Origin of the sequence: Paraburkholderia bryophila (assembly GCF_013409255.1) — a bacterium.
GTDB lineage: Bacteria > Pseudomonadota > Gammaproteobacteria > Burkholderiales > Burkholderiaceae > Paraburkholderia.
Map to the genome: position 1 here is coordinate 4,170,714 of NZ_JACCAS010000001.1, position 23,634 is coordinate 4,194,347.

The 23,634-nt window shown below is 63.6% G+C and carries 24 protein-coding genes and 2 tRNA genes; 10 read left to right on the top strand and 16 right to left on the bottom strand.

Features of this window, described 5'->3' with window-relative positions:
• Positions 1-60: 60 nt before the first annotated feature.
• The 5 genes from GGD40_RS18725 to GGD40_RS18745 form a co-directional block, all read right to left on the bottom strand.
• Positions 61-873, bottom strand: coding sequence for a GNAT family N-acetyltransferase (locus GGD40_RS18725; RefSeq protein WP_179744517.1), 813 nt, complete (start codon positions 871-873; stop codon positions 61-63).
• Between the two features lie 371 nt (positions 874-1,244).
• A complete protein-coding gene (sixA, locus tag GGD40_RS18730; protein WP_179703570.1) occupies positions 1,245-1,703 on the bottom strand; it encodes a phosphohistidine phosphatase SixA in 459 nt (152 codons plus the stop codon).
• A gap of 293 nt (positions 1,704-1,996) precedes the next feature.
• A tRNA-Pro gene (locus tag GGD40_RS18735) sits at positions 1,997-2,073 on the bottom strand.
• A 106-nt stretch (positions 2,074-2,179) separates the two neighbouring features.
• The gene (locus tag GGD40_RS18740) at positions 2,180-2,338 is read right to left on the bottom strand and encodes a DUF3309 family protein (protein WP_035547187.1); all 159 of its coding nucleotides are present in this window, start codon (positions 2,336-2,338) and stop codon (positions 2,180-2,182) included.
• 332 nt (positions 2,339-2,670) lie between these two features.
• On the bottom strand, positions 2,671-2,847 hold the full coding sequence (locus GGD40_RS18745; protein ID WP_176058502.1) for a hypothetical protein: 177 nt from the start codon (positions 2,845-2,847) through the stop codon (positions 2,671-2,673).
• 198 nt (positions 2,848-3,045) lie between these two features.
• Between GGD40_RS18745 and GGD40_RS18750 the strand changes: the two genes are divergently transcribed.
• Complete coding sequence (locus GGD40_RS18750; protein ID WP_179744518.1) at positions 3,046-3,216, top strand: hypothetical protein; 171 nt, start codon at positions 3,046-3,048, stop codon at positions 3,214-3,216.
• Between the two features lie 229 nt (positions 3,217-3,445).
• Here the strand turns inward: GGD40_RS18750 and GGD40_RS18755 are convergent, their stop codons facing one another.
• Together GGD40_RS18755 and GGD40_RS18760 are read right to left on the bottom strand one after the other, a co-directional pair.
• Positions 3,446-4,810 carry an MATE family efflux transporter gene (locus GGD40_RS18755; protein WP_179744973.1) on the bottom strand — a complete coding sequence of 455 codons (1,365 nt, stop codon included), beginning with the start codon at positions 4,808-4,810 and terminating at the stop codon, positions 3,446-3,448.
• Positions 4,811-4,908: 98 nt separating this feature from the next.
• On the bottom strand, positions 4,909-5,217 hold the full coding sequence (locus GGD40_RS18760) for a DUF2288 domain-containing protein (RefSeq protein WP_179703574.1): 309 nt from the start codon (positions 5,215-5,217) through the stop codon (positions 4,909-4,911).
• Positions 5,218-5,326: 109 nt separating this feature from the next.
• On the opposite strand from GGD40_RS18760, the gene GGD40_RS18765 reads away from it, so the two are divergent.
• Entirely contained in the window at positions 5,327-6,067 is a 741-nt protein-coding gene (locus GGD40_RS18765; protein WP_179703575.1) for a pentapeptide repeat-containing protein, read from the top strand.
• A gap of 691 nt (positions 6,068-6,758) precedes the next feature.
• On the opposite strand, the gene GGD40_RS18770 is transcribed toward GGD40_RS18765, so the two are convergent.
• From GGD40_RS18770 to GGD40_RS18780, 3 genes are all read right to left on the bottom strand, one after another.
• Positions 6,759-7,085, bottom strand: a complete 327-nt coding sequence (locus GGD40_RS18770) for a hypothetical protein (RefSeq protein WP_179703576.1) — start codon at positions 7,083-7,085, stop codon at positions 6,759-6,761.
• A gap of 124 nt (positions 7,086-7,209) precedes the next feature.
• Positions 7,210-7,929: a peptidoglycan DD-metalloendopeptidase family protein gene (locus tag GGD40_RS18775; RefSeq protein WP_179744519.1), complete on the bottom strand. Its 720-nt coding sequence runs from the start codon at positions 7,927-7,929 to the stop codon at positions 7,210-7,212.
• A 149-nt stretch (positions 7,930-8,078) separates the two neighbouring features.
• On the bottom strand, positions 8,079-8,987 hold the full coding sequence (locus GGD40_RS18780; RefSeq protein WP_179744520.1) for an aldose epimerase family protein: 909 nt from the start codon (positions 8,985-8,987) through the stop codon (positions 8,079-8,081).
• Between the two features lie 225 nt (positions 8,988-9,212).
• Here GGD40_RS18780 and GGD40_RS36685 point away from each other — a divergent pair, with 225 nt between their 5' ends.
• The 3 genes from GGD40_RS36685 to GGD40_RS18790 all read left to right on the top strand — a co-directional run bounded on the left by GGD40_RS36685 (position 9,213) and on the right by GGD40_RS18790 (position 10,762).
• Positions 9,213-9,323 (top strand): UDP pyrophosphate phosphatase, encoded by a 111-nt coding sequence (locus GGD40_RS36685; RefSeq protein ID WP_218900929.1) that lies wholly within the window; start codon positions 9,213-9,215, stop codon positions 9,321-9,323.
• Positions 9,324-9,559: 236 nt separating this feature from the next.
• Positions 9,560-10,390, top strand: coding sequence for an undecaprenyl-diphosphate phosphatase (locus GGD40_RS18785; protein ID WP_179744521.1), 831 nt, complete (start codon positions 9,560-9,562; stop codon positions 10,388-10,390).
• A 295-nt stretch (positions 10,391-10,685) separates the two neighbouring features.
• Positions 10,686-10,762 (top strand) — tRNA-Arg (locus GGD40_RS18790).
• 42 nt (positions 10,763-10,804) lie between these two features.
• Here GGD40_RS18790 and GGD40_RS18795 read toward each other — a convergent pair.
• Together GGD40_RS18795 and GGD40_RS18800 are read right to left on the bottom strand one after the other, a co-directional pair.
• Positions 10,805-11,188, bottom strand: coding sequence for a DUF427 domain-containing protein (locus tag GGD40_RS18795; RefSeq protein ID WP_035547171.1), 384 nt, complete (start codon positions 11,186-11,188; stop codon positions 10,805-10,807).
• 277 nt (positions 11,189-11,465) lie between these two features.
• Positions 11,466-13,046 (bottom strand): acid phosphatase, encoded by a 1,581-nt coding sequence (locus GGD40_RS18800; RefSeq protein ID WP_179744522.1) that lies wholly within the window; start codon positions 13,044-13,046, stop codon positions 11,466-11,468.
• Positions 13,047-13,264: 218 nt separating this feature from the next.
• On the opposite strand from GGD40_RS18800, the gene GGD40_RS18805 reads away from it, so the two are divergent.
• A complete protein-coding gene (locus GGD40_RS18805; RefSeq protein ID WP_179744523.1) occupies positions 13,265-14,728 on the top strand; it encodes a cytochrome-c peroxidase in 1,464 nt (487 codons plus the stop codon).
• Positions 14,729-14,749: 21 nt separating this feature from the next.
• On the opposite strand, the gene GGD40_RS18810 is transcribed toward GGD40_RS18805, so the two are convergent.
• A complete protein-coding gene (locus tag GGD40_RS18810) occupies positions 14,750-14,989 on the bottom strand; it encodes a hypothetical protein (protein ID WP_179703580.1) in 240 nt (79 codons plus the stop codon).
• Positions 14,990-15,309: 320 nt separating this feature from the next.
• Between GGD40_RS18810 and GGD40_RS18815 the strand changes: the two genes are divergently transcribed.
• Positions 15,310-15,699 carry an RT0821/Lpp0805 family surface protein gene (locus tag GGD40_RS18815; RefSeq protein WP_179703581.1) on the top strand — a complete coding sequence of 130 codons (390 nt, stop codon included), beginning with the start codon at positions 15,310-15,312 and terminating at the stop codon, positions 15,697-15,699.
• A gap of 82 nt (positions 15,700-15,781) precedes the next feature.
• Entirely contained in the window at positions 15,782-16,237 is a 456-nt protein-coding gene (locus GGD40_RS18820) for an NUDIX hydrolase (protein ID WP_179744524.1), read from the top strand.
• Between the two features lie 55 nt (positions 16,238-16,292).
• Here the strand turns inward: GGD40_RS18820 and GGD40_RS18825 are convergent, their stop codons facing one another.
• Both GGD40_RS18825 and GGD40_RS18830 read right to left on the bottom strand, forming a co-directional pair.
• Entirely contained in the window at positions 16,293-17,240 is a 948-nt protein-coding gene (locus GGD40_RS18825) for a transporter substrate-binding domain-containing protein (RefSeq protein WP_373565340.1), read from the bottom strand.
• Between the two features lie 261 nt (positions 17,241-17,501).
• The gene (locus GGD40_RS18830; protein WP_179744525.1) at positions 17,502-19,211 is read right to left on the bottom strand and encodes a glutamine--tRNA ligase/YqeY domain fusion protein; all 1,710 of its coding nucleotides are present in this window, start codon (positions 19,209-19,211) and stop codon (positions 17,502-17,504) included.
• 413 nt (positions 19,212-19,624) lie between these two features.
• On the opposite strand from GGD40_RS18830, the gene ggt reads away from it, so the two are divergent.
• Together ggt and GGD40_RS18840 are read left to right on the top strand one after the other, a co-directional pair.
• Entirely contained in the window at positions 19,625-21,376 is a 1,752-nt protein-coding gene (ggt, locus tag GGD40_RS18835) for a gamma-glutamyltransferase (protein WP_179744526.1), read from the top strand.
• Positions 21,377-21,446: 70 nt separating this feature from the next.
• Positions 21,447-22,007 (top strand): RBBP9/YdeN family alpha/beta hydrolase, encoded by a 561-nt coding sequence (locus tag GGD40_RS18840; protein ID WP_179744527.1) that lies wholly within the window; start codon positions 21,447-21,449, stop codon positions 22,005-22,007.
• Positions 22,008-22,164: 157 nt separating this feature from the next.
• On the opposite strand, the gene GGD40_RS18845 is transcribed toward GGD40_RS18840, so the two are convergent.
• On the bottom strand, positions 22,165-23,385 hold the full coding sequence (locus tag GGD40_RS18845; RefSeq protein ID WP_179744528.1) for a CaiB/BaiF CoA transferase family protein: 1,221 nt from the start codon (positions 23,383-23,385) through the stop codon (positions 22,165-22,167).
• Positions 23,386-23,634 lie beyond the last annotated feature (249 nt).

Here is a 23,634-nt window from a genome sequence, read left to right on the forward strand (position 1 = left end):
CTTTTTTACGTGCATCGTCGTCTCGTCTACCCGCGCGTTGGACGCGCGGTGCGATTGCGCTCAGCGCGATGCCGCATCGCCGAGGAAATGGCGAGCGTAACGCGCGTTGATTTCCGACAGACGCAGCAGCGTCAGAAAGTCCGCGCAGTTGAAATCAGGATCCCAAGCCGGTGCGCCGCAAATCTTCGCGCCGAGTCGCAGATAGCCCTTCACGAGCGGCGGCGGGGTGACGTCGGCGCCGGTCTGCAATTCGTCGACCGGCAGCGGTGTGTGCGGGAACGCGTGATACTCCGGCGCGGTCATCGCGCTGTCGCGCAGCGCGCAATACAGGTTCGCCGCATAGTGACCGCCGTCGACCATCGCGACGCTCGCGCAGCCGAGCATGGTCTCGTAGCCGTTGTGCTTCATGTAGGCGGCGAGACCGGCCCACAGCGACATGATCACGGCGCCGCTGCGGTAGTCGGGATGCACGCACGAGCGGCCCACTTCGACCATCTTCGGGCGCAGGTGCGTCAGGCGTGATACGTCGAATTCGCTTTCCGCATACAGACGGCCGATACGCGCGGCCTGGTGCGGCGGCAGCGCGCGATACGTGCCGACTACTTTCAGCGTGTCGAGATCGCGCACCAGCAAATGATCACAGTACGAATCGAACGAATCGACGTCGAGACCGGCGGGGCCCGTCAGGCGTGCGCCCATTTCCTCGGCGAACACGCGGTAACGCAGACGCTGCGCTTCGCGCAGTTCGTCGTCGCTACGGGCCCACGTGACTTGCAGGCGATGCTGGGCGGTGACCGTTTCCTCGGCGCGCGGCAGACGGCGCGTTTCGAAGAGCGAAGCCAGGGGCGGGGTGGGCGTCGGCAGTTCTCGCATTGGGGCGTCCTGGTCGAAAAAAGGGAGATTTCTTTTTTCGCCAATGTAGTAACGCCTGGTGACGCTCGCATGGCAATGCCATGACGATTGGATGACGGCCCGTAAGCTGTGTGGGCGGGGGTTGTAATGTCGGGGGCGGAGCGGGGGAGTGTTGTTTTCGTGCGAACTGGGGGGATGTGTGATGGTTTGCGTGGTTTGCGTGGTTTGCGCGGTTCACGCGGGGCACGTGAGGCACGTGAGGCACGTGAGGCGAGTAATGTTGCCTCCTGTCGTGCGCGTGCTTCCTGGTGGGTCGCACGGCACTACGGCTCTCCACGTGCCGTGCGTCGGCTCAGTTCAAATCAGATCAGATCAGATCAGATCAGATCAGATCAGATCAGATCGGGCGTGATCGCCGCGCGCAGTACCGCCTGATCGTCGCCGTCGCGTTCACGGCTCGCGATCCACCACACGCCGGCTTTCTTTAGCGGCCAGCTCGCTTCGCTATTGCCGAGCAGCCGCGCGGCCACATGGCCAAGCGTTGGTTGATGGCCGACGATTACTACCGTCTGCGCTACACCCTTAGGCCAGCCGGCTGCGTTGAGCACGTCGTCCGCGCTGGCGTTGGGCGCGAGCTCGCGCACTACGCGGTATTGGTCGCTCAACGTCTCGGCGGTCTGGATCGTGCGGGTGGCCGGGCTGGCGAGTACCAGTGCGTCATCGGGCAGGCGAGTGCGCAGCCATTTGGCGACGTTTTGCGCCTGCTTGCGGCCGCGCGTGGTGAGCGCGCGCGCGAGGTCGCTGGCGGCGAATTCTTCGGCTTCGGCGTGACGCCAGAGGATCAGGTCCATGAGTGTCTCCTTGACTCTGGTTGCGGCGCGTGGGGGCCCGCCGGGTTTGAGCACTGTCGCATGGGGGCGAGGGAGGCCGCAAGGCGATGGTCCGGGTGGATTGCATAAGCGCCGGGGTATGTTCCGAGCGTAGGCGCTTCAGATGAAGGCGCGCGTACTTGAGGGCGGCGAAGTCGTGCTTCCCGCCACTTGGCGTCGCATTTAAAGCGCGACGATGCGCCGAACGCAAGCTGCGGCCCAAAAGCAAAAACCCGCGAAGCCGAAGGCTACGCGGGTTTCGTGTTGCTTTTTCGTGGTCGGAGCGAAAGGATTCGAACCTTCGACCCTCTGATCCCAAATCAGATGCGCTACCAGGCTGCGCTACGCTCCGACGAAGCCGGGATTCTACGCGGCATTGGGTGCCAGAGTCAATGCCCAATTGCGTCGGGCTGAAATGAGCGTGCAAAGGGGCCAAAGACTGCGCCAAACACGCAGCCTTATATCCGTCCCATCAACAGCAACACGATCACGATGATCAGCACGACGCCGAGCAGGCCAGTCGGCCGGTAGCCCCAGCCACTGCTGTACGGCCAGCTCGGCAACGCGCCGATCAGCAGCAGGATGAGCACGATAAGCAGGATGGTTCCGATGGTCATTCGAGTTCTCCCTGTCGGGCCCTCGGGATGGCTGGGCCGCATAGTCCGGATGGTTCGGCGCATCAGCGCCGGGACAGTCGACGCGTTGTGCGCGTCCCTTGCAGGGAGCAATTCAGCAAAGCATGTGCCTAATGCGTCTGATGTTCCGGCAGGGCGGACAAGAAGGGGCGCAACGCGACCAGCAGAACTTCTGTCGCGCGCATCGAAATCCAACGCATTCAACGGTTGAGATGCGATGCAAGACAAGAAGAAAGCGCGACGCACCCGCCGCGACACAGTCGCGACCGCCAGTGCGTCAACGCGTCAGACAGAGACAGAGCGCAGCCAGCGTCTCAATGCCGGCGACGCATCCAGTTCGGCCTATGCGCGTGCGCATGAGCCCAGTGATGCAGCATGCCTTCGCCGTCGTGTTCGCGCCGATAGGTTCTCGATTCGAAAATGGACAGTGCGAGCAGCACGAGCAGCCCTATTGCGAGTCCGACCAGACCCGCGATCGATTCAGCGTCCATGGCAGTCTCCTATGACATGCGGCCGTGACTTTATAGTAGGTCACGCATCGCAAAATGGGAGGGCTGGCGCGCGGGTTGAGGCGTCGTCGAAACCGCTTTGCAGGTAGACTCTCGGCGCGCCGGCTGGCGGCCCGATTTTCATCGTCGCCGCATGCCGGGTTGCTGTTACTTCATTCCGATTCGAGAGACTATCGCCTCATGATCCGCGTTCCGATGATTGCATTGCTGCTGCTAGCTGGCCTCTCCGGCTGCGCGAACGATCCGTCCGGCCATCACGGTGGCCCGCCGCCGCAAGATCCGGCGGACTACCACGGCGTGCCGACCGACAACCGTCCGCCCACGATGGTGCCTGCACCGCTCGCGCCTTGAGCGGGAGCTGCGTTCAGGCGAGCCTTGTTAAGCGTCCTGCTCTTCGGGCGTGGTGACGAAATCTCTTCGGGGCGAGGAGACGGGCGGTGATCGCTCCGGTCAGCAAAGGAAAGGCGAAGCGCCGGCGCGGGCACGCCAGCGCTTCTGACCCGTGCAGAGTGTTCGCGCGAAGCGCGCGGGCTGCGGTGATTCTAGGCCGAGCTTCGCGCGGGATATGTGTGCGCTTGTTTCAAGCCGTAACGGGAGGCGACGGTATTCCACGCAACATCGCGGGCAGATACCGCGCCAGTGTGATGCCGCGTGCGGCCATGAAGATCGACATCGCCGCCCACAAGCCGTGATTGCCGTGCCAGGCCAGCAGCGCCCAGGAGGCCGCCACGAACACCGCGAACGACACCACCATCGACATCATCAGCGCCCGCGTGCGGGTCCCGCCGATGAACACGCCGTCGAGCAGAAAACCCCACACCGAAATCACCGGCATGAGCGCGGCCCACGGCAGATAAGTTTCTGCGACCGCGCGCACCGAGGCCTGATCGGTCAGACGTTCGATGATCCATGTCCCCGCGCCCCAATACACCAGCGAAAAACCGAGCGCGCCCAGCGCCGACCAGAGCGCCGTCACCTTGATCGCTGTCGCGACGGCATGCCGGTCGCGTGCGCCGATCGCCGCGCCGACCAGCGCTTCGGCGGCGTGCGCGAAGCCATCGAGTCCATACGCCATAAAGGTCTGAAAATTGAGCAGCAGCGCGTTGGCGGCGAGCGTGGCGTCGCCCTGAGCGGCGCCCAGATGCGCGAACCAGCCGAACGACGACAGCAGGCACAGCGTGCGCACGAAAATATCGCGATTGAGCACCACCAGCCGTTTGAGCGCCGTCGCGTCGAACAGCGCGACGCGGTTCAATGCGGGCAGACCGCGCGGCCTGCCGTGCCACAGCAGCGCGGCGCCGAGGACGAAGCCGAGCGCGTCCGCGGTCGCGGTGGCCGCGCCGATACCGGCCACACCCCAGCCGAATCCGTACACGTACAACAGCACCGCGCCGATGTTCACGCTATTGATAAACACCTGCGACAGCAGCGCAAGCCGCACCCGCTGCGTACCGAGCAGCCAGCCGAGCACGACGTAGTTGCCGAGCGCGAGCGGCGCGGCCCAGATGCGCGCGTGGCAATAGAGTCGCGCGTGGCGCTGCACGGCGTCGCTGCCGCCGAGCGCGCGCAACGCGTAGTCGATCAGCGGCGCCTGCAGTAACAGCACCAGTGCGCCGATCGCGGCCGCCAGCAACAGCGCGCGGACCACGTCGTTGCGCAGCGCGGCCTGATCGCCCGCGCCGTGCGCCTGCGCGACGAGGCCGGTGGTGCCCATGCGCAAAAAGCCGAAGCCCCAGAACACGAAGCTGAAGAACAGCCCGCCGAGCGCCACGCCGCCCAGGTAGGAGGCGCCGTCCAGATGACCGGCGACGGCGGTGTCGACCGCGCCGAGGATCGGTTGCGTCAGATTGGCGAGCGCGATCGGGAACGCCAGCGTCAGCACGCGACGATGCCAGTGGACCGGGACGGCGGCTGTCGGGGCGCGCGCGGGTGTCAGCGAGGGGATTTCGCTCGACGCAGCCGCCAGGGAGGGCGCCGTCGGATCAAGTCCCAACGGGACTGTCGCCGCGGCGCGCGCCAGAGGCTCTTCCTTCGCGCCGTCGCTCAACTGCGTTCCTGCACGCACACCCAGGGCGAGACGACCACCGCCCACAGATCGGGGTCGCGCGCGGCGAAGTCGGCGGCGGTTTCTGCCTGCACGCGTTCGAGGAGCCCGGCGGACAACCATTGCGTGACTTGCGTAGTGTTGTCGCTCGCAATTGCTTCGGCGACGCTTACCAGATCGAGGTCACGTGCGACGCGCAGCAGGATGCCGCTCGCAAAAAAGCGTTCGAGTTCAGACCAGCCGATTTTGGCGGTTTCGGCGAGCAGCGTGGCGTAGAGCGGGCTGTGGGTGGCGTCGTTGGAAGTCATCGTAAGGCGGGGTTTGACGGGGCCGTCACTATAAACCATTGGCGTAAGCCGCCAGGGCGGCACGCGTTCCGGTACGCTTTGGGTTTCTCGAAACTGATTCTGAACCTTCATGTCACTGGACTCAACGGCGCCGGCAACGGGCGCGCAAACGCAGGCAGTGAGCGACGCCACACTGACGCGTGCCGAAGTGGAACAACTGATCGCGGCCAATCACGCCGCTAACGCCGCCGGAAGCCGCGCGCCGCTGCGTTTCACCGACTGCGATTTCGAAGGCGCCGATCTGTCGCGGCTCGATCTGCGCGGCGCCGAATTCGAGCGCTGCACAATCGTCGAAACTTCATTCTTCGGCGCGGCGCTGTCGCATACCCGCTGGGTCCGTTGCCGCGGCCGTCAGGCCGATTTTGGGTCGACCGATCTGGTCGATGCCGCGTTCCAGTCCAGTGATCTGAACAACACCAGTTGGCGGCGCGCGAAGCTCGCGTCGGCGTCGTTTCGCGGCTGCAAGCTGACCGGCGCCAATTTCGAGGCGTGCGCGGCGCTGGGCTTGAGCTTCGTCGAAACCTTGCTGGTCGGCGCGCACTTGCGCGGCCTGTCGTTTCGCAAAGCCACGCTCCAGCAACTGGATTTCTCCGACGCCGATCTCGCTGGCGTCGATTTCCGCGAGGCGATTTTCGACGGCGGCAGTCTACGGGACGCGAATCTGAAGGGCGCGCGTTTTGACGGCGCGGATCTGCGCGACGCGGACCTGAGCGGCGTGCGTCTGGTCGACGCGGCGCTGTTCAAAGGCGCGACGATTTCGCATAGCCAGGCTGCGGTGCTGATCACGGAGCTGGGTCTGCGGGTGTTGTGAGCGCGCTTTCACGCCGGTCGAATTAGCCATTCGGCCAGCTTGAAGGATTGCGTGTCTCTGCATATCATTGGATTGAATCAATCGATTATGTCAGCCGATTTTCAACTTGCAATTCGTCGGGAGATTTAAAGCTATTTAATAGTTTCGCCATTCGCGAATTTTCCTGTGATGAATTGAATTCGCGTTATTCGAATGGGTTGAATATCGGTTAATACGTCGGCATGGTGCGGTGGCGCACTAAAGCCATACGGTGCGCGGAATGGCGGGATTGGGCCTGGTGCGTTAGCCGGAATCGGACAGCCGCCTTTCTTCAGGCTTTTCGGCGGGATTCCGGCGAGTGACTGTCAAGCAGCGCTGGGCGGGCGGTTCACGGATTTAGACGCGCAATATCCAGATCATTTGTCGCCGCGATTGAAGGCGAAATGATCCTGTTTATTTCCGACATTTAGGGTTCACGTAATGCGGAATCCGTGCGTCGTGTCACATTGACGACGAAATTAATAGATTGCGCTAGTAAAGACGGGTTGTTAGATTTCGTTCTGGCGCATGGTGAACCGGTCCTTTGCCGATATGCGCCGAACCCCCGTTAGCCCGGCCTTGTGCCGGGCTTTTTTTCAACGGGATTCATGTGGGTCATAGCGGCTTCATAGCGGATTCAAAGCGGTTTCACACGCGCCGCCATTCAAGTCGCTTACTGCTTGCAGCGAACCACCATCGACCGGTTTTTCACGTTGGCGCCGAAAATTCCGCCGACGGTGCCGCCCGAGGTGGCGCCGTTGTCGACGTCTTTCGAGACGACGTCGTAGCCGTAGTTGCCGCAGACTTCACCCGCGCGCTTGTAGCACTCGGCCCAACTGGAGCTTGCGTCGCTGCCGCTGCAGTTGATCGCGAAGCCGGTGTCGCCGCTCGGCAGATAGGTCATGGTGGTGGTGCTCGAGCAGCCGCTGAGGCTGCCGAGGCTCAACAGGCCGAGACCGATCGCCGCGGCCGATGCGACGGACGCCAATGCGCTCTTCATGGCAAATTCCTTACAGATAACGGAGGAGGACGTGGCCTGAGGCCACGCCTTGTGTCGGATTGGGCGTTTTAAAGCGCGCCGGGTTCCCTGACCCCGGTTGCAGATAGCGTGCCCGATCGCGCGCTTATCGGGGCGGCAACGAACGCGAGGGGTCGATCGAGCGGCCCTGGTAGCGCAGTTCGAAGTGCAGCATCACGCGGTCGGTATCGGTGTCGCCCATCTCGGCGATCTTTTCGCCGCGCGTGACCGACTGACCTTCCTTCACCATCAGCGCCCGATTGTGCGCGTAGGCGGTCAGGTACTCGGCGTTGTGCTTGATGATCAACAGGTTGCCGTAACCGCGCAAGCCGTTACCGGCATACACCACGGTGCCCGCCGCCGCGGCGATCACCGGCGTGCCCGCCGCCGCCGAAATGTCGATGCCCTTCGAGTTGTTGCCGTCGAAGCGCCGGATCACCGTCCCGTCGGCCGGCCAGACCAGCGAGATGCTCGAGGCCGGCGCCGCGGACGGTGCGCTATCCGCCGCGACCGGAGCCGGAGCGGAGCGCGGCGTGGCCGAAGCGCTGCCGCCTCCGCTGCTGCGGATGGCGCCGCTCGTCGACGTGCCGCCGGCCGGCACGACGCGCAGCACCTGGCCGACTTCGATACTGTCCGGGTTGTTCAGGTTGTTCCAGCGCACGATGCTTTGCACCGATTGCCGGTTACTGCGCGCGATCTTCGACAGCGTATCGCCCCGTTCGACCCGGTAAAAGCCCGGCGCCACCGGCGCCGACCCGCAAGCGGCGACTAGCGCCAGCAACGACGCGCAGGCGAGTCGTTTCATCATTCTTGTTGTTCCCAGCATTGGACCTCGCAAAGCGCTGCCGCGCGCCGATCCCGATCACGTGGCAGGTGGATACAAAGCGTCCGATTCTAACGGTTTTGCGCTGCACCATCCGAAAAACGGGTGGCGCGACGGCCGTGGGCGGCGCGCGGGCCGGTGGAACGAGCCGATCAGCGCAGCTTGCCGACGCTGATGCGCAGCGTCGCGACCTCGGTCTGACCTGGCTCCAGCCAGCGCAAACCCATGCCGTTGTGAATCGCGTCCGGCAGTCCGAGCCACGGTTCGACGCAGTAGAAGTCCGAGTCCGCGGCTTCGGTCCACGTGGTCACGGCGTACCACGGCACCGAACCCGGCCGCTGCAGGTCGATCGTGACGACGCGGTTCAGGCCCGGCGCGACAAGCCGCACCGGTTGATCCGGCGCGCCGTCCAGACAATGGAAGCGGTCGAGAATGCGTGCCTCGTCGAGCGTGTAGCGGGCGTCACCCGGCTCGAACGCACTGATCGAGCCATCGTCCTGCTGATGGCAGCGTTGGGTGCGCGGCAGTTCCAGCGACGTCTCGCCGCGCTGCGTGTGCGGCAGCGTGAAATAGAAGTGATGACCGGCGTAGTAGGGCAGACGGGCGTCGCCGGTATTGGAGGTGGTGAACGTGACCTCCAGCGTATGCGCGTCGACGAGCGTGTAAGCCGCTTCGAAACGGAAGCCGAACGGATAGCCGCCACGCGTCGCCGCGCTGTCGGCGAGGACCATGCGCAGGCCGGCGCCGTGCACGTCGGCGTGCGCCTCGAACGGCAGGTCGCGGGCGAAGCCGTGCATCGGCAGTTCGCGGACCGTGCCTTCGGCGTCGCGCCAATAGCCGATCTTGCCGTCCACCCGATGCCGCCCGAGGAAAGGAAACAGCAACGGATTACCGCCGCGAATTCTCGCCGGCTGGCTCCAGTCGGCGTGCTCGGGCCAGTGAATCACGGCTTCACCGTCGACGGTCCACGACATCAGACGGCCGCCTGCTTGCGGCGCGAAGCGGAGCACGGAGGCGTCCTGAGCGATCTCGAGAATGTCCTGCTGCGGGGAAAGAGGCATGGTCGATGGCGGGTTCGGTAAAAGGTTGAGGACGGACTGAACGTGGCGGGAACTGCGCCGCGCTCATACGCGGTGAGCATGGAAAGCGCCGTATGGCGCCACGCGAGAGGATGATTTTGCTCTGCTTTGCGCTACGGGGAAACCCTTCTCGGGAAATTGCGGGTGTCGCGCAAGGGCCATCCTTGCCGATAATCGTCGCACTGTCCGGTGACTTTCGTCTGCCGGATGCGACCGGCTCAAGGAGGCACGATGGATCTCGCAATGGCAATGGGTGTGGCGCTGTTCGGTATGTTCGCGGCGAGCACGGTCTATTTCTTCTACAAGCTCGAGCGCTAGGCCAGGCTCCGCTCAATTCTCACTATCACCGGGCCGCCGCTGCGCGCGGCCCGTTTCTTTTGCCATCGCGTAACAACGGTTTCCAGTTGTGACGCGATGCGTCAAACTTTGTCCGAATGCGGTGCAAACGCTTGGCGCTGACATTGCAGCCAGGCATAATCGGTGCGCTTCTGACGCGCCGGTTTTTTCCTTGATCGGCGCGCTGTCCCTGACTTTTTCCTTACAAGGACCGCCGCGTGAACCTGTCGTTTCTAATTTTCCTGAGCGTGCTGCAAGGCGTCACCGAACTGTTTCCGGTGAGCAGCCTTGGCCATACGCTGCTCGTGCCTGCGTTGTTCGGTATGCATATCGACAAGCACGCGCCGCAGTTGCTGCCGTTCCTCGTCGCGTTGCACCTCGGGACGGCGTTCGCGCTGCTGTGGTATTTCCGTAAGCGCTGGTGCGCGCTGGTGCGCGGCTTCTTCGCGTCGTTCGGCGGGCGCCGCAACGACGACGCGCACATGATGTGGGCGCTCATCATCGGCACGATTCCGGCGGGTCTGGTCGGGCTGCTGCTGGAAAAACACCTCGAGCGGATTTTTCACGACCTGCGGATCGTGGCGATCGCTTTGATGGTCAACGGTGTGCTGCTGTGGTTCGGCGATCGTCTGCAGCGGTCGCGCACGCATCTGGCGCCGGAGAAGCTGACGTTCCGCCAGGCGTTCTTTGTCGGCCTTGCGCAGATCGGCGCGTTGATTCCTGGCTTCTCGCGCAGCGGCCTGACGATGATCGCCGGCAACGCGGCCGGCCTGACGGCTGAGAAGTCCGCCGAGTTCTCGTTCCTGCTCGGCACGCCGATCATCTTCGCGGCCGGCGTGCTCGAACTGCCGAAGCTGTTCCATGCGCCGGATCAACTGGCTGACGCATTGCTGGGCGGCGTGCTGACCGCGATCGCCGCGTATCTGAGCGTGCGTTTCCTGATGCGCTATTTCGAAGGCCGCGGACGTCTGGCTTCGTTCGGTGTGTATTGCGTGATTGCCGGGGCGCTGTTCCTCGGCTGGTTCATGCTGCATCCGCAACCGGTTTGATGGAGTTCGTGGTGCCTGCCGCCGCATGCTGGCGTGTGGGGACCGATCGGTTATAATCCGGGCCCGGTTGCGTTTGCTGCCGGGCCCGTTTGTTTTTATGACGTGAAGGCGCTGTTCCGGCTCATTCTGGCCGCGGTGCGCGGCGTGAGATTTCCGGTCTCCGGCGTCGTCAGTTAGAATTTCAGTTGTCCACGAATCCTGCTGCGAAGTTCAGCGCAGGTTCCAGAGCCCGAGAACGGGTTGTCATTGCAGGCGATGCCAGCGGCATGTTGGTGTAGCGTCGCCTCTCTTCATTACGGCAGTAGCTCAGCTGGATAGAGCATCGGCCTTCTAAGCCGAGGGTGGTGGGTTCGAGTCCCTCCTGCCGTACCAGGTTTCCGCTTCGCGATCAGCATGGCTGTCCGCGCACCGTCACTACGCTTTGGCCTGCACCTCGATCGAATCCACACGATCCGGATAAAACGCCAGATGCTGCGCGATCTCTTTCACCGCCGCATACGGCGCCTCGTAAGTCCACACCGAATTCACCGTCCGCTCGCCGCCCAGCGGAATGCTGTAGTACGCGCATTCGCCCTTGTACGGGCAATACGTCGCGTGCTCGGTGCGTTCCAGTAGCGCCATCTCGACGTCCGTGCGCGGAATGTAATACGCCGGCGGATACGCGGCTTCACGCAGCACCAGCGCGTTGTCCGAGCTGGCAATCTGCTGGCCGGCCACGGTCACTACAACACGCGCGTTCGCCGGCTCGATCGTGATCGGGTGATCCGGTCCGGGGACCTTGATGGTTCTTTCAGTCATGCTGTCGAACTCCTGGAGAAGTGATCGAGCCTGTCGCGGGTTGAAGAACGGATCGAGGCAGGTCAAGACAAGTTGAGACAGATTGGATAAGCGCCGCGCCACAAAAAAACGGCAAAGATCGCGCCTTCGCACGAGCATACGCCGCTCGTGAAAACCCGTCGCACGACAATCCGGATCACCGTCACGCGGCTAGCTAAGCCCGAAAAAATGGGCAGCCGAAGCTGCCCATGAAAACGTCACGCATCACCGCGCGACCGTTGCTTACCGCGCGCCATGCTTATTGTTTGATATTCAGCGCCGCCGTCAGATCGCCCATCGGCTTGCTGCCGTTGCTGACCAGCGCCGCGTCACGCGCCGCGATACCCGGCAGCGTCGGCAGCGAGAAACGGTGCGTGATGAAACGCAGGATCGACGTCGTGTCGTACTGCGTGTGATCGATGAAACCCTTCTTCGCGTACGGCGAAACGATCAGCGCCGGAATCCGCGTGCCCGGACCCCAACGGTCGGCCTTCGGCGGCGCGACGTGATCCCAGAAGCCGCCGTTTTCGTCGTAGGTCACGACCACCAGCATGTTGTTCCACTGCGGGCTCTTCTGCAGATGCGAAATCACGTCGGCGATATGCTGATCGCCCGACGCGACGTCGGTGTAACCCGCGTGTTCGTTCAGGTTGCCCTGCGGCTTGTAGAACGATACTTGCGGCAAGGTGCCGGCGTCGATCGCCTTGATGAACTCCGAGCCGGCCATGCCGCCGTCAAGCAGATGCTGCGCGCGGTTCGTGGTGCCCGGCGCCAGATCGGCGAAGTAGTTGAACGGCTGATGATGCGGCTGGAAGTTCGGCGCCGTCAGATTCGCGCCGTAGATCACGTTCGCCGTGCCGGTTTGCGCCGCCGACACCGCCGCGCCCCACGCGCCGCCGTACCACGCCCACGACACATTCGCCTTGCTCAGCAGATCGCCGATGTGCTGCTGCGTCTGCGCCGGCAGCGTGGTGGCCTGGGTCGGATCGGCGAGCGTCGCGTCGCCGCCCGATGCCGCCTTGTTGCCGCTCGGCTGAAACGGCGGCTGCATCGTGTTGATCGCGTAGAAGTCGGGCGTCAGGTTGCCCGACAGCACGTACTTGGGCGCGCCGGTGATCGCTGAAGCCGGCGAATTCGTCGCCAGCTTCAGCGTCACGCCGTCGCTTTCCACTGAGGAGATCGACGCGGCCGCCGGGCTCTTGTCCGCGTTCGGATAGGTCGGCGTGCACGAGCAGATCAGCCACTGGTGGTTCAGGAACGAACCACCGAACGAGCCCATGAAGAAATTGTCGGCCAGCGTGTATTGCTGGGCGACTTTCCACAGCGGCAGCTTGTCGGCATTGAGCGTGTAGTGGCCCATCACGAGGCCGCCCGAATCCGCCCACGCGGCGAACTTGTCGTTCTTGCCGCCGTTGATCTGCATCTGATTCTCGTAGAACCGGTGATACAGGTCGCGCGTCGTCGCGGTGATCGGCGTGTTGAAGCCCTTCGGATCGTCGATCGCGAACGGGCTGTTCGGCAGATTCGCAGTCATGGCCTGCGTGATCACCGGCGTTACGCCGGTTTGCGTCAGGCCGTTCCACACCGGCGGCAGCGTCGCCAGCACGGTGCCGTTGCGGTCCAACTGCGTGGAGTTCGCCGCCGACACATTCTGCAGGCCGTTCGCGCCGGGGAAGTTGCCGTACAGGTTGTCGAAGCTGCGGTTTTCCGCGTAGATCACCACGACCGTCTTGATCGACGTAATGTCCGGTTGCGGAGCGATGTCGCTGCCGCCGCACGCATAAAGGCTCAACGCTGCTGCGATCGCGATAGGCGTCGCGCAGATCAGTTTTTTGTTCATTGGATGTGGTTTCTCTCTCACGCGTTGGGGACGCGGGCCTCCTGTATTTCCTTACACGGATGACCGCCGGCGAAAGTTTGGCCGGGGAATTTGACAGAAAGATGTAATTAATTACGAATTGCTTCTTTGTTGGTATTTTCGTCGGGTATATGTCATTTAAGCGACATGTAAATGAAATATGCTCGCGGACTTCACTATCGGCAATTCACATCATTCATATGCGGCCTGGTCTCGCGGGAATTCGGAAAACGGCGGTTCGGCTCGGGGCGTGGCGGTGCGCGGAGTCGGCTGTGGGCAAGGGAATCGGCGGGGCGCTCGCGATCACGTTCGCGCTCGTCGGCGTCACGTTGAGCCTCGCCGCATGCGACGCGGGCACGCCCGCGGCGAGTCCCGGCGTCAAGGTGGAAGCCGGCGCGGCGGCGGTGCCTGGCGCGGCGTCCGCGGTCCCGGTGGCGGCTCAGAATGCCGCTCACGATGCCGGCCAGACCCGCGCGCAAGTTTACAAATCCGTCCAGCAGATGACGGCGCTCGGCAAGCAACTGTTTTTCGACGCGTCGCTCTCCGGCTCCGGCAAGCTCGCTTGCGCGTCGTGCCATAGTCCCGACCATGCGTTCTCGCCGGGCAATGCGTTGTCGGTGCAACTGGGCGGCAACGACATGCATCGCACGGGAATGCGCGCTGCGCCGACGCTGAAGTATCTGCAATCGGTGCCGGCGTTCGCCGAGCACTATCACGAGTCCGACGACGAAGGCGACGAAAGCGTCGACGCCGGCCCGACCGGCGGCCTGACCTGGGACGGCCGGGTCGACCGTGGCCGCGACCAGGCGCGGATTCCGCTGTTGTCGTCGTTCGAAATGGGCAGTACGCCGGCCAAGGTGAGCGCCGCGGTCAAGGCCGCGCCGTATGCCGAGGCGTTCCGCGAGGCTTTCGGCGAACACATTTTCGACAACGACGACGCTACCTTCAACGCCGTGCTGCAAGCGCTCGAAACCTTCGAGCAGACGCCTGAGCTGTTCTATCCCTACACGAGCAAGTACGACGCCTATCTCGCGGGCAAAGCGCAACTGACGAAAGCCGAATTGCACGGCCTGCAAGTCTTCACCGACGAACAGAAAGGCAATTGCGCGAGTTGCCACATCAGCCAGCGCACCAAAGACGGCGCGCCGCCGCAGTTCAGCGACTTCGGCCTGATCGCGATCGGCGTGCCACGCAATCGCGCGTTAACGGTGAATCACGACCCGCACTTCTACGATCTTGGCGCTTGCGGTCCGGAGCGCACCGATCTCGGCGGACGCGCGGAGTTTTGCGGCATCTTCCGTACGCCGACGTTGCGCAACGTCGCGTTGAAGAAGAGCTTCTTCCACAACGGCATCTATCATTCGCTCGATCAGGTGGTGCGTTTCTATGCCCAGCGGGATACGAATCCGGAGAAGTTCTATCCGGTTTCAAAAGGCAAAGTGCGGAAGTTCGACGATTTGCCGCCGCGCTACTGGGTCAATCTGAATACCGATCCGCCGTTCGATCGCAAGCCGGGCGACAAGCCGTCGCTCGACGAGGCCGAGATCGAGGACGTGGTGGCGTTTTTGAAGACGCTGACGGATGGCTACAAGGTGGAAGGTGCGGCGGGTGGCGGCGCAGCCAATGTGGCGGTCAACGGAGCCGCGAAGGTCGGGGCGGACTGAAAGCGGCGGGGCGCCGCCCGATCAGTGGCCCGGACCTTCGAGGATGTAATAGCAGGTGACGAAAAACAGCGCGAACGACGCCAGCAGACAGGCGAAGCCGACCCGCGTCAGCAGGTTCGGCCAACGCGCGAGCGGCAGGCCGTCCATCCTGACGATACGTCGCGCCAGACCCGGATCGCGGCGAATCGCAACCGGTACGAGCGCGACACAAAGCAGCGCGAGTGCGACGGCAAAGGTTTCGAGGGCAGGGGAGGTGTCCATGGCGAAGGGTTTGGCGCGTGAAGGGCGCGGAAGCGCAATAGAGCAATCTTAAAAATTCACGCTTCAAGCGGATATGGGACCTGTCTTAAAATTAAATGCAGCCCGCGTGCCCGTTTGTCCGCGGTGTCCGCGCGATGAACGCTATGAGCAAAGGCCGGCGTAGCGGGCATGCCCGTCACAACGCGGATTGCCGCAGGTCACCGCTAACGCGCATGGCGCGGTCACGTCGAGGGGGACATGCTATGCTTTTGAGGTCCAGATCACGAGTTGCAGCGAGCGCGCTCGTCGACCGCCTGAAACACTTTCGAGGAGAACCCTTCATGTCGATGCGTACCCGTGCCCTGTTTCATCTGACCGTCGGTGGCCTGCTGCTGGGCGGCGCACTTAGCGCGCAAGCGGCGAACCTCGGCTTTCTGAACGACACGCCGATCAGCTACATGAAGCAGCGCGACATCGATTCGGTCAGGAAGGCGGTCATGGCCGCGTTGAACGGCAAGCAGGACGGCGAGAGCGCGAACTGGGTCAACGAAGGCACCGGCAATAGCGTGAAAATCGACGCGACGATCACCGTCGCCGGCACGGCCAAAGACGGCGAGCGAACCTGCCGCGACGTCGGCGTCGTGCTGAATGCGAAGGGCCAATCCATGAGCCTGCGCCCGCAATTCTGCAAGCAGGGCGAAGGTAGCTGGCAATTGCAGAAAAAGCACTGAGCATGCTGGCGGTAATGGCGACACGCGCCGGCCTGCCGGTCGCGCGGCTCGATGCCATGGCGCGCTGCGGCGCGAGACGGCGATGAACGCGCGGGTCATTTCATGCGGCATCGTGCTGCTCGATCCGGACGGCCGCGTGCTACTCGCGCATGCCACCGAAACCTCGCACTGGGACATTCCGAAAGGGCACGGCGAAGAGGGCGAAGCGCCGCATGTCACGGCGCTGCGTGAGATGGTCGAGGAAACCGGGATTGCTATCGAACCGGAGCGGCTGAAGGACCTCGGCCTGTTCGTCTACCGGCGCGACAAGGCTCTGCATCTGTTCGGCGCGCGAGCCCATGCCGACGAACTCGATCTGAGTTCGTGCACCTGCACGTCGCTGTTTCCGCGCCGCTCCGACGCCACGCTGATTCCCGAAATGGATGGCTACCGCTGGGCCGCGCCGCACGAAGTCGAGCGTTATGCGAGCCGCAGTCTGGCGCGGCTTTTTCAGACGACGCTGTCGCTCGCGGATTTGCATCGGTCGCTGGAGTTGTAGCGGGGGAATGAACGCAGCAGCATCGCTGCCTGCGTCGCAGATCTGGCGCGGAATTTCAATCGAGCGCGCGATCGTTCGGATGTGCAAACAACGCGCGATTCTGTTCCGACAGCGGAAAATTCAGATTGATGCCGTGTGGCGGGATGGGCTGCGTGAACCACTGCCGGTACAACCGTTCCGCGTCGCCGGATGTCTGGCCGCGCGCGATCACGCCGTTCACGAGATTGCGGAAGGGCTCGTCGCCCTTGCGGAACATGCACGCGTAGACCTCGTAACCCAGCGGCGTGCCAGTAACCACGAAGTCATCCGGACGCGGATCGGTCGCCTTGAAGCCGTACACGATCGGCTCGTCCATCACGAACGCTACCGCCCGGTCGTCCTTGAGCGCATTGAACGCCTCCGGGTGATCGCGCGCGCTGGTGATGCGCATATTCAGATGCTTGTCGGTATTCAGGCGGCGCAGCAGGCGTTCGTCGGAGGTGCCCGCGGTCGTCACGACCGCCTTGCCCGCCAGGTCCGGAAAATCCGTAATGCCGCTGCTCTTGCGCGCGATCATCCGCACCGCGTACTGGAAGAAGCTGTTCGAGAAAGCGGCGAGATTTTCGCGTTCGACGGTATGCGTGGTCGAGCCACATTCCAGATCGATCTGGTTGTTCAGCAGCATGGGCGTGCGGTTCGACGAGGTCACGGTGATCTCGTGCACCTTCAGTTGCGGCATGCCGAGCGTTTTCTTGATTTCATCGACGATCTGCAGCGCAATGCTTTGTGAATAGCCGACCGTGCCCTTGCCGTCGAAATAGGAAAACGGAATCGACGCTTCCCGCACGCCGAGCACGACGACGCCGTCGTCGTGGATTTTTTTCAGGGTGCCGGTGAGTTCGTCCGCGCGGGCGGTGGCGGTGAAAGATGCGACCAGTGTGGCCAGCGCCGTGAGGCAGGTGAGCCGGGTGAACCGGCTGTGACGCAGTGCGCGATGAGCGAAGCGGGCGGCGGCGTGCGTCATGCCGACGGCATGAACGGCACGCGCTTGATGCGCTTCACGCACCTCAAGCAGGTCATGCGCATTGCGCGCCAGGTGTGTCAGCTCACCGGTACTCGCCCCGCGGCGGGCAGCAATTTTCATCGGACCTCCGGGACCGGCGCATCCGGGTGGGCGCGCTGTCACTGTCGACGGAACATGATGCAACGAAACGGCGTGCATCCCATCAACGAGATGCACGCCGTCTTCAACTTCAGATGCGCTACGACCGGTAGTCGCTCAAGCTTACGCCGGCTTGCCCCAACTGTCGCGCAAGCTGACGATGCGGTTGAACACCGGCTTGCCCGGCTTCGAATCGACGCGGTCGGCGACAAAGTAGCCGTGGCGCTCGAACTGATAGCGCTGTTCCGGCAGCGCGTTTTGCGCGCCCGGTTCGAGATACGCGTGAACCACGCGCTTCGAGTCCGGATTCAGTGCGTCGAGGAATTCGCGGCCACCGGCGTCTGGTTGCGGTTCCTTGAACAGACGGTCGTAAATGCGCACTTCGGCGGGGTAGGCGGCGGCCGCGCTGACCCAGTGAATGTTGCCCTTGACCTTGTAGTTGTTCGCGCCTTCGGTGCCCGACTTGCTGTCCGGGAAGTAATTGCAATGCACCGCGACGATGTTGCCGTTCTCGTCTTTATCCGCGCCGATGCATTCGATCACGTAGCCGTAACGCAGCCGCACCTTGTTGCCCGGGAACAGACGGAAATAACCCTTCGGCGGCGCTTCGTTGTAGTCGTCGCGCTCGATCCACAGTTCGCGCGAAATGGGAAACTCGCGCACGCCGTGTTCCGGATGATGCGGATGAACCGGCGCAGTGCACGGCTCGCTCACACCTTCCGGGAAGTTGTCGATGATCAGCTTGACCGGATCGAGCACGGCCGCCGTACGTGGCGCCTTGTCGTCCAGATCGTCGCGGAGCGCCCCTTCGAACACGCTCATGTCGATCCACGAATCGACCTTGGTCACGCCGATGCGCTCGCAGAACAACTGGATCGCCTCGGGCGTGAAGCCGCGCCGACGCACGCCGACGATAGTCGGCATACGCGGATCGTCCCAGCCTTCCACATGGCCTTCGGTCACCAGTTGCAGCAGCTTGCGCTTGCTGGTGATCGCGTAGGTCAGGTTCAGACGCGAAAACTCGATTTGTTGCGGAAGCGGGCGCGTGAAAATGCCCGCTTCAGCCAGCTCGTTCAGAATCCAGTCGTACAGCGGACGATGGTCTTCGAATTCGAGCGTGCACAGCGAATGCGTGATGTTTTCCAACGCGTCCGAAATGCAATGCGTGTAGTCGTACATCGGGTACACGCACCAGGCGTCGCCGGTACGGTAGTGATGCGCAAAGCGAATGCGGTAGATGACCGGGTCGCGCATATTGAAGTTCGGCGACGACATGTCGATCTTCGCGCGCAGCACGTGCTCGCCTTCCTTGAACTCGCCGGCCTTCATGCGGCGGAACAGGTCGAGGTTTTCCTGCACGGAACGCTCGCGGAAGCGCGACGGCGTGCCGACCTCCGAGGCCGAGCCGCGATTGGCGCGCATTTCTTCGGCCGACTGGCTGTCCACGTAAGCCTTGCCGCGTTCGATCAGCAGTTCGGCGAACTCGTACAGCTTGTCGTAGTAGTTGCTCGCGTAGTAGAGCTGTTCCTTGCCGTCTTTTTCCCACTCGAAACCGAGCCAGCGCACGGCGTCGATAATCGAGTCGACGTATTCGACGCTTTCCTTTTCCGGATTGGTGTCGTCGAAGCGCAGATGGCACACGCCGCCGTAGCTGCGCGCCACGCCGAAGTTCAGGCAGATGCTCTTGGCGTGACCGATATGCAGATAGCCGTTCGGCTCGGGCGGAAAGCGCGTTTCGACGCGCTGGCCCCACTTGCCGGTGCGGTTGTCGTCGTCGATGATGTTGCGGATGAAATTGGATGCCGCTGGCGCGTCGTTGCGTTCGGTATTCATGCGAGAAGGTGAAAGTCGGTCGGGGCGCGCAATGCGCCCACTGATCCGTTAATTCTACCTGACGCATCCCTTTGCGACAGGCGAGTGCGGCGCGCAGCCAACGTTCGAGCGGTTTCTACGGTTTTTCGAGGGCCTGACGGCTTGCCGCAAGCTGCGTTTAAGGTGCTGTAACAGGAGGTAAAACGGTTTGTTCGGGGGCAGCGCGACGACTTAGGATGCGAGCGGCGTGGTTTGTCCGCCGTTGGCCTCCGGTCGATGCGTTGGCCGATACATTGGCCAATGAGATGCGCCGATCAGCCAACTCAGCCGAAGCCGTTGTCCGCGCAGGCCGCACGCCCCACGTCCCTTGTCGCCTCGCTCGAGCTTGCATCGCTCGGGCACCGATGGCGCCCATCGTTCCCGGAGTATCTCGGATGTCTGTCCCGACCCACGACGCGCGTCGCGCGCCTTTCGTTTCTGTTTCTTTCGCCCGGATCGTGACGGCGTCAGCCCTTTTTGCGCTGGCCACGGCCAGCCTCGCGCCGGTCGCCGCGCTCGCGAAAACGCCGCCGCCCAAAGCGGTGCTCGATGCTTCCGCGGTGGCGGCGCCGGATCGTTACAGCGCGGACGCCGCGCAGCAGATCTTCGCCGCCGGCGGCAATGCGGTCGACGCCGCCGTCGCGATGGCCTTCACGCTGGCCGTGACCCGTCCGGATGCCGGCAATATTGGCGGTGGCGGCTTCATGACCGTGTTGATGGACGGCAAGCCGTACTTTCTCGACTACCGCGAGCGCGCGCCGCAGCAGGCGACCCGCGACATGTACCTCGACGACAAGGGCAACCTGGTGCCGGGCATGAGCGTGGTCGGGCATCGCGCGGTGGGCGTGCCGGGGACCGTCGAAGGCCTGTGGGAGGCGCAGCAGCGTTTCGGCAAACTGAAGTGGAAGCAGGTGCTGGCGCCCGCGATCCGTTACGCCACCGATGGTTTCGTGGTCGAGCCGTGGCTGCAGCAGCGCCACGATACGGCGGCGAAGAATTTCGCCGGCAAGACCAATTTCGACGCTTACTTCTCGAATCTCAAAGCGGGCGCGACGTATCGCCAGCCCGAGCTTGCGCAAACCCTGTCGCGCCTTGCCGGCGACGGCGGCCGCGAATTCTACGAAGGCCGCACCGCGGATCTGATCGCGCAGCAGATGTACGGCCATGGACTCGTCACGAAGCAGGACCTGATGCAGTACAAGGCCGTGTGGCGCCAGCCGCTCACCGCCGATTGGAACGGCTACCAGGTCGTCACCGCGCCGCCGCCGAGTTCGGGTGGCGTCGGGCTGATTCAGATGCTGAAGATGAAGGCCGATCTGAAGCAGGCTTTCGACGGCCTTGAATTGAATTCGGCGCCGTATATCCACCTGATCGCGCAGATCGAGGACCGCGTGTTCGCCGACCGTCAGCAATACCTGGGCGATTCGGATTCGTACAAGGTGCCGGTCGACAAACTGATCGACGACGCCTACCTCGCGCAACGTGCCGACGAAGTCACGCCCGACGAGGTTCCCGGCGCCACGCCGGTCAAACCCGGGCTTGGCGACGCATTGCCCGAAAAGGCGCAAACCACGCATTTCTCAGTGGTCGACAAGTGGGGCAATGCCGTGTCGAACACCTACACGCTGAACGGCGATTTCGGCTCCGGCGTGGTGGTGGACGGCGGCGGTTTTCTGCTGAACGACGCCATGGACGATTTCGTCACCAAACCGGCCAGCGCGAACCCATCCGGCGCGAGCGGCGTGGAAGTCAACACGGTGGCGCCGGGCCGCCGCCCGCTTTCGTCGATGACGCCGACGCTGCTGCTGAAGGACGGCAAGATCGCGCTCGTGATCGGCACGCCGGGCGGGTCGCGGATTCTGACCACGATTTTCCAGGTGATGACCGACCTGTTCGACTTCGGCATGACGCCGACGGACGCGCTCGCCGCGATGCGTTTTCATCACCAGTTGTTGCCGCAGAAGACGATCTACTTCGAGCCGTATCGTCCGATCGCGGGTGAACTGGCCGAGCAACTGCAGGCGAAGGGCTACATGCTCGAAGGCCAGTCGTTCAACGGCGACGTGCAGATGATCCGCGTGCAAGGCACGACGCCTGAGCCGGCTGCGGACCCGCGTGGCGTGGGGGTGGGGCGTGTGATACGGTGAGGCGGGGGTTTCGCGATCGACGATCGACGATCGACGAATCAACGTATCAACGACTAACCACACCGAACGCATGAGCGGACAAAAACTCAACCTACTCGTACTGCCTGGCTACCAGGGCTCCGGCGCAGGCCACTGGCAAACCCGCTGGGAGGCGCTCGATCCGGCTTTCACGCGCGTGCAGATGGCGGACTGGGACCACCCTTCGCGCGACGCCTGGTGCCGCACGCTCGACGCCGCAGTGACCGCCGCCGATGCGCCCGTGGTGTTCGCCGCGCATAGCCTCGGCTGCCTGACAACTGCGTTCTGGGCCTCGCAGTACGCGAGCGCCGAGCAGCTCGCGAAGGTGGCGGGCGCGTTACTGGTGGCCGTGCCAGATCCTTCCGGCAGTCATTTCCCGCAGGACGCCAGCGGCTTCGCACCGGTCCCGCTCACGCGCTTGCCATTTGCCAGCATTGTCGTGGCGAGCAGCGACGATCCGTACGGCGGCGAGCCGTTCTCACAGAACTGCGCGAGCGGCTGGGGCAGCCGTTGGATCGGCATCGGCCCGCGCGGTCATATCAATGCCGATAGCGGACTCGGCGATTGGGATGAAGGGCGGCGCTGGCTGGGCTCGTTCGGCGAAGAAGGCTGAGCAGGTTTTCGCGGAACACGAGGGCGGATCGCGCTGCTCCGCATTTTGCGGCCTGACGTGTGTTGCCAAGCTGGGCCGCGTGTCGCCGACCTGGGCTGCGACGCCATAACAACGCCGCAGCGCAGGCCTCAGGACGCCCCCGTGTGCTCCCCGCTCCTCAAATCACCGACTGCTTGCGCAACGCTGCAATCCTCGCCTCGTCATACCCCAGCACATCACGCAGAATGCTCTCCGTGTGCTCGCCCAGCGTAGGCGGGGCAGTCAGCGCTTCAGGCGGCGTGCCGCTCATTCTGATCGGATTGCGCACCAGTTTGACCGCGCCGGCCGACGGGTGCGGCAGATCGACCTGCATGCCGCGCGCCACCACCTGCTCGTTCTCGAAGACTTCGCCGAGATCGTTGATCGGTCCGCACGGTACACCCGCCGCCTCCAGCGCCGTGATCCACTGATGTTTGCCCTGCAGCCGCACCATGTCGACGAGAATCGGCACGAGGGTCTCGCGGTGACGCACGCGCGCCGGGTTGGTGGCGAAGCGCTCGTCGTCGGCCAGTTCCGGGCGGCCGCCCGCCTCGACGAACTTGCGGAATTGCCCGTCGTTGCCGACCGCGACGATGATCCAGCCGTCGCTGGTCTGGAAGGTCTGGTAGGGCACGATGTTCGGATGCGCATTGCCCCAGCGCACCGGCGGCTGGCCGCTCGCGAGGAAGTTCGAATTCATGTTGGCGAGCATCGCGACCTGCACGTCGAGCAGCGCCATGTCGATGTATTGACCTTCACCCGTGCGGTCGCGGTGCGTGAGCGCGGTCAGCACGGCGACGGTCGAATACATGCCGGTCATGAGGTCGGCGATCGCCACGCCGGCCTTCTGCGGACCGCCGCCCGGCTGGCCGTCGCGCTCGCCGGTAATGCTCATGAAGCCGCCGATACCCTGCACGATGAAGTCGTAGCCCGCACGCTGCGCATACGGCCCGGTCTGCCCGAAACCGGTCACCGAGCAATAGATCAGATCGGGCTTCACTTCCTTGAGCGACGCGTAATCCAGACCGTACTTCTGCAACTGGCCAACCTTGTAGTTCTCCAGCACCACATCGCTTTGCGCAGCCAGTTCGCGGATGATCCGCTGGCCTTCGGGCGAGGCGATGTCGACGGTGACCGAGCGCTTGTTGCGGTTGGCCGCGAGGTAGTAGGCGGCCTCGCGCGTGTCCGCGCCGTCCGGCGTTTTCAGATACGGAGGGCCCCAATGCCGCGTGTCGTCGCCAACTTCCGGGCGTTCGATCTTGATCACGTCGGCGCCGAAATCGGCGAGCGTCTGTGCGCACCACGGCCCGGCGAGCACACGTGTGAGGTCCAGCACGCGGATATGACTGAGAGCGCCCATGTTGTTCGATGTCTCCTAGGTGGCCGAAGCGGCGCGCAAGGCGCCGCGGATGGAGGCAATCTTAAGCGATTCCCGCGCGCCGGCGCAGTCGGCCGAACGGCATAGGACGAATCGCGTACGCCGTCTGCACCCGCCGTGTCTCGCGCTGCCCGCCCAAACCTGGCCGAACGGCTAACTGGCGGACGGGCCGTCGCGCACGGGCGCCGATCCCGTATAATCAGTCGTTTAAGAAACAGACACTTGGCGCAT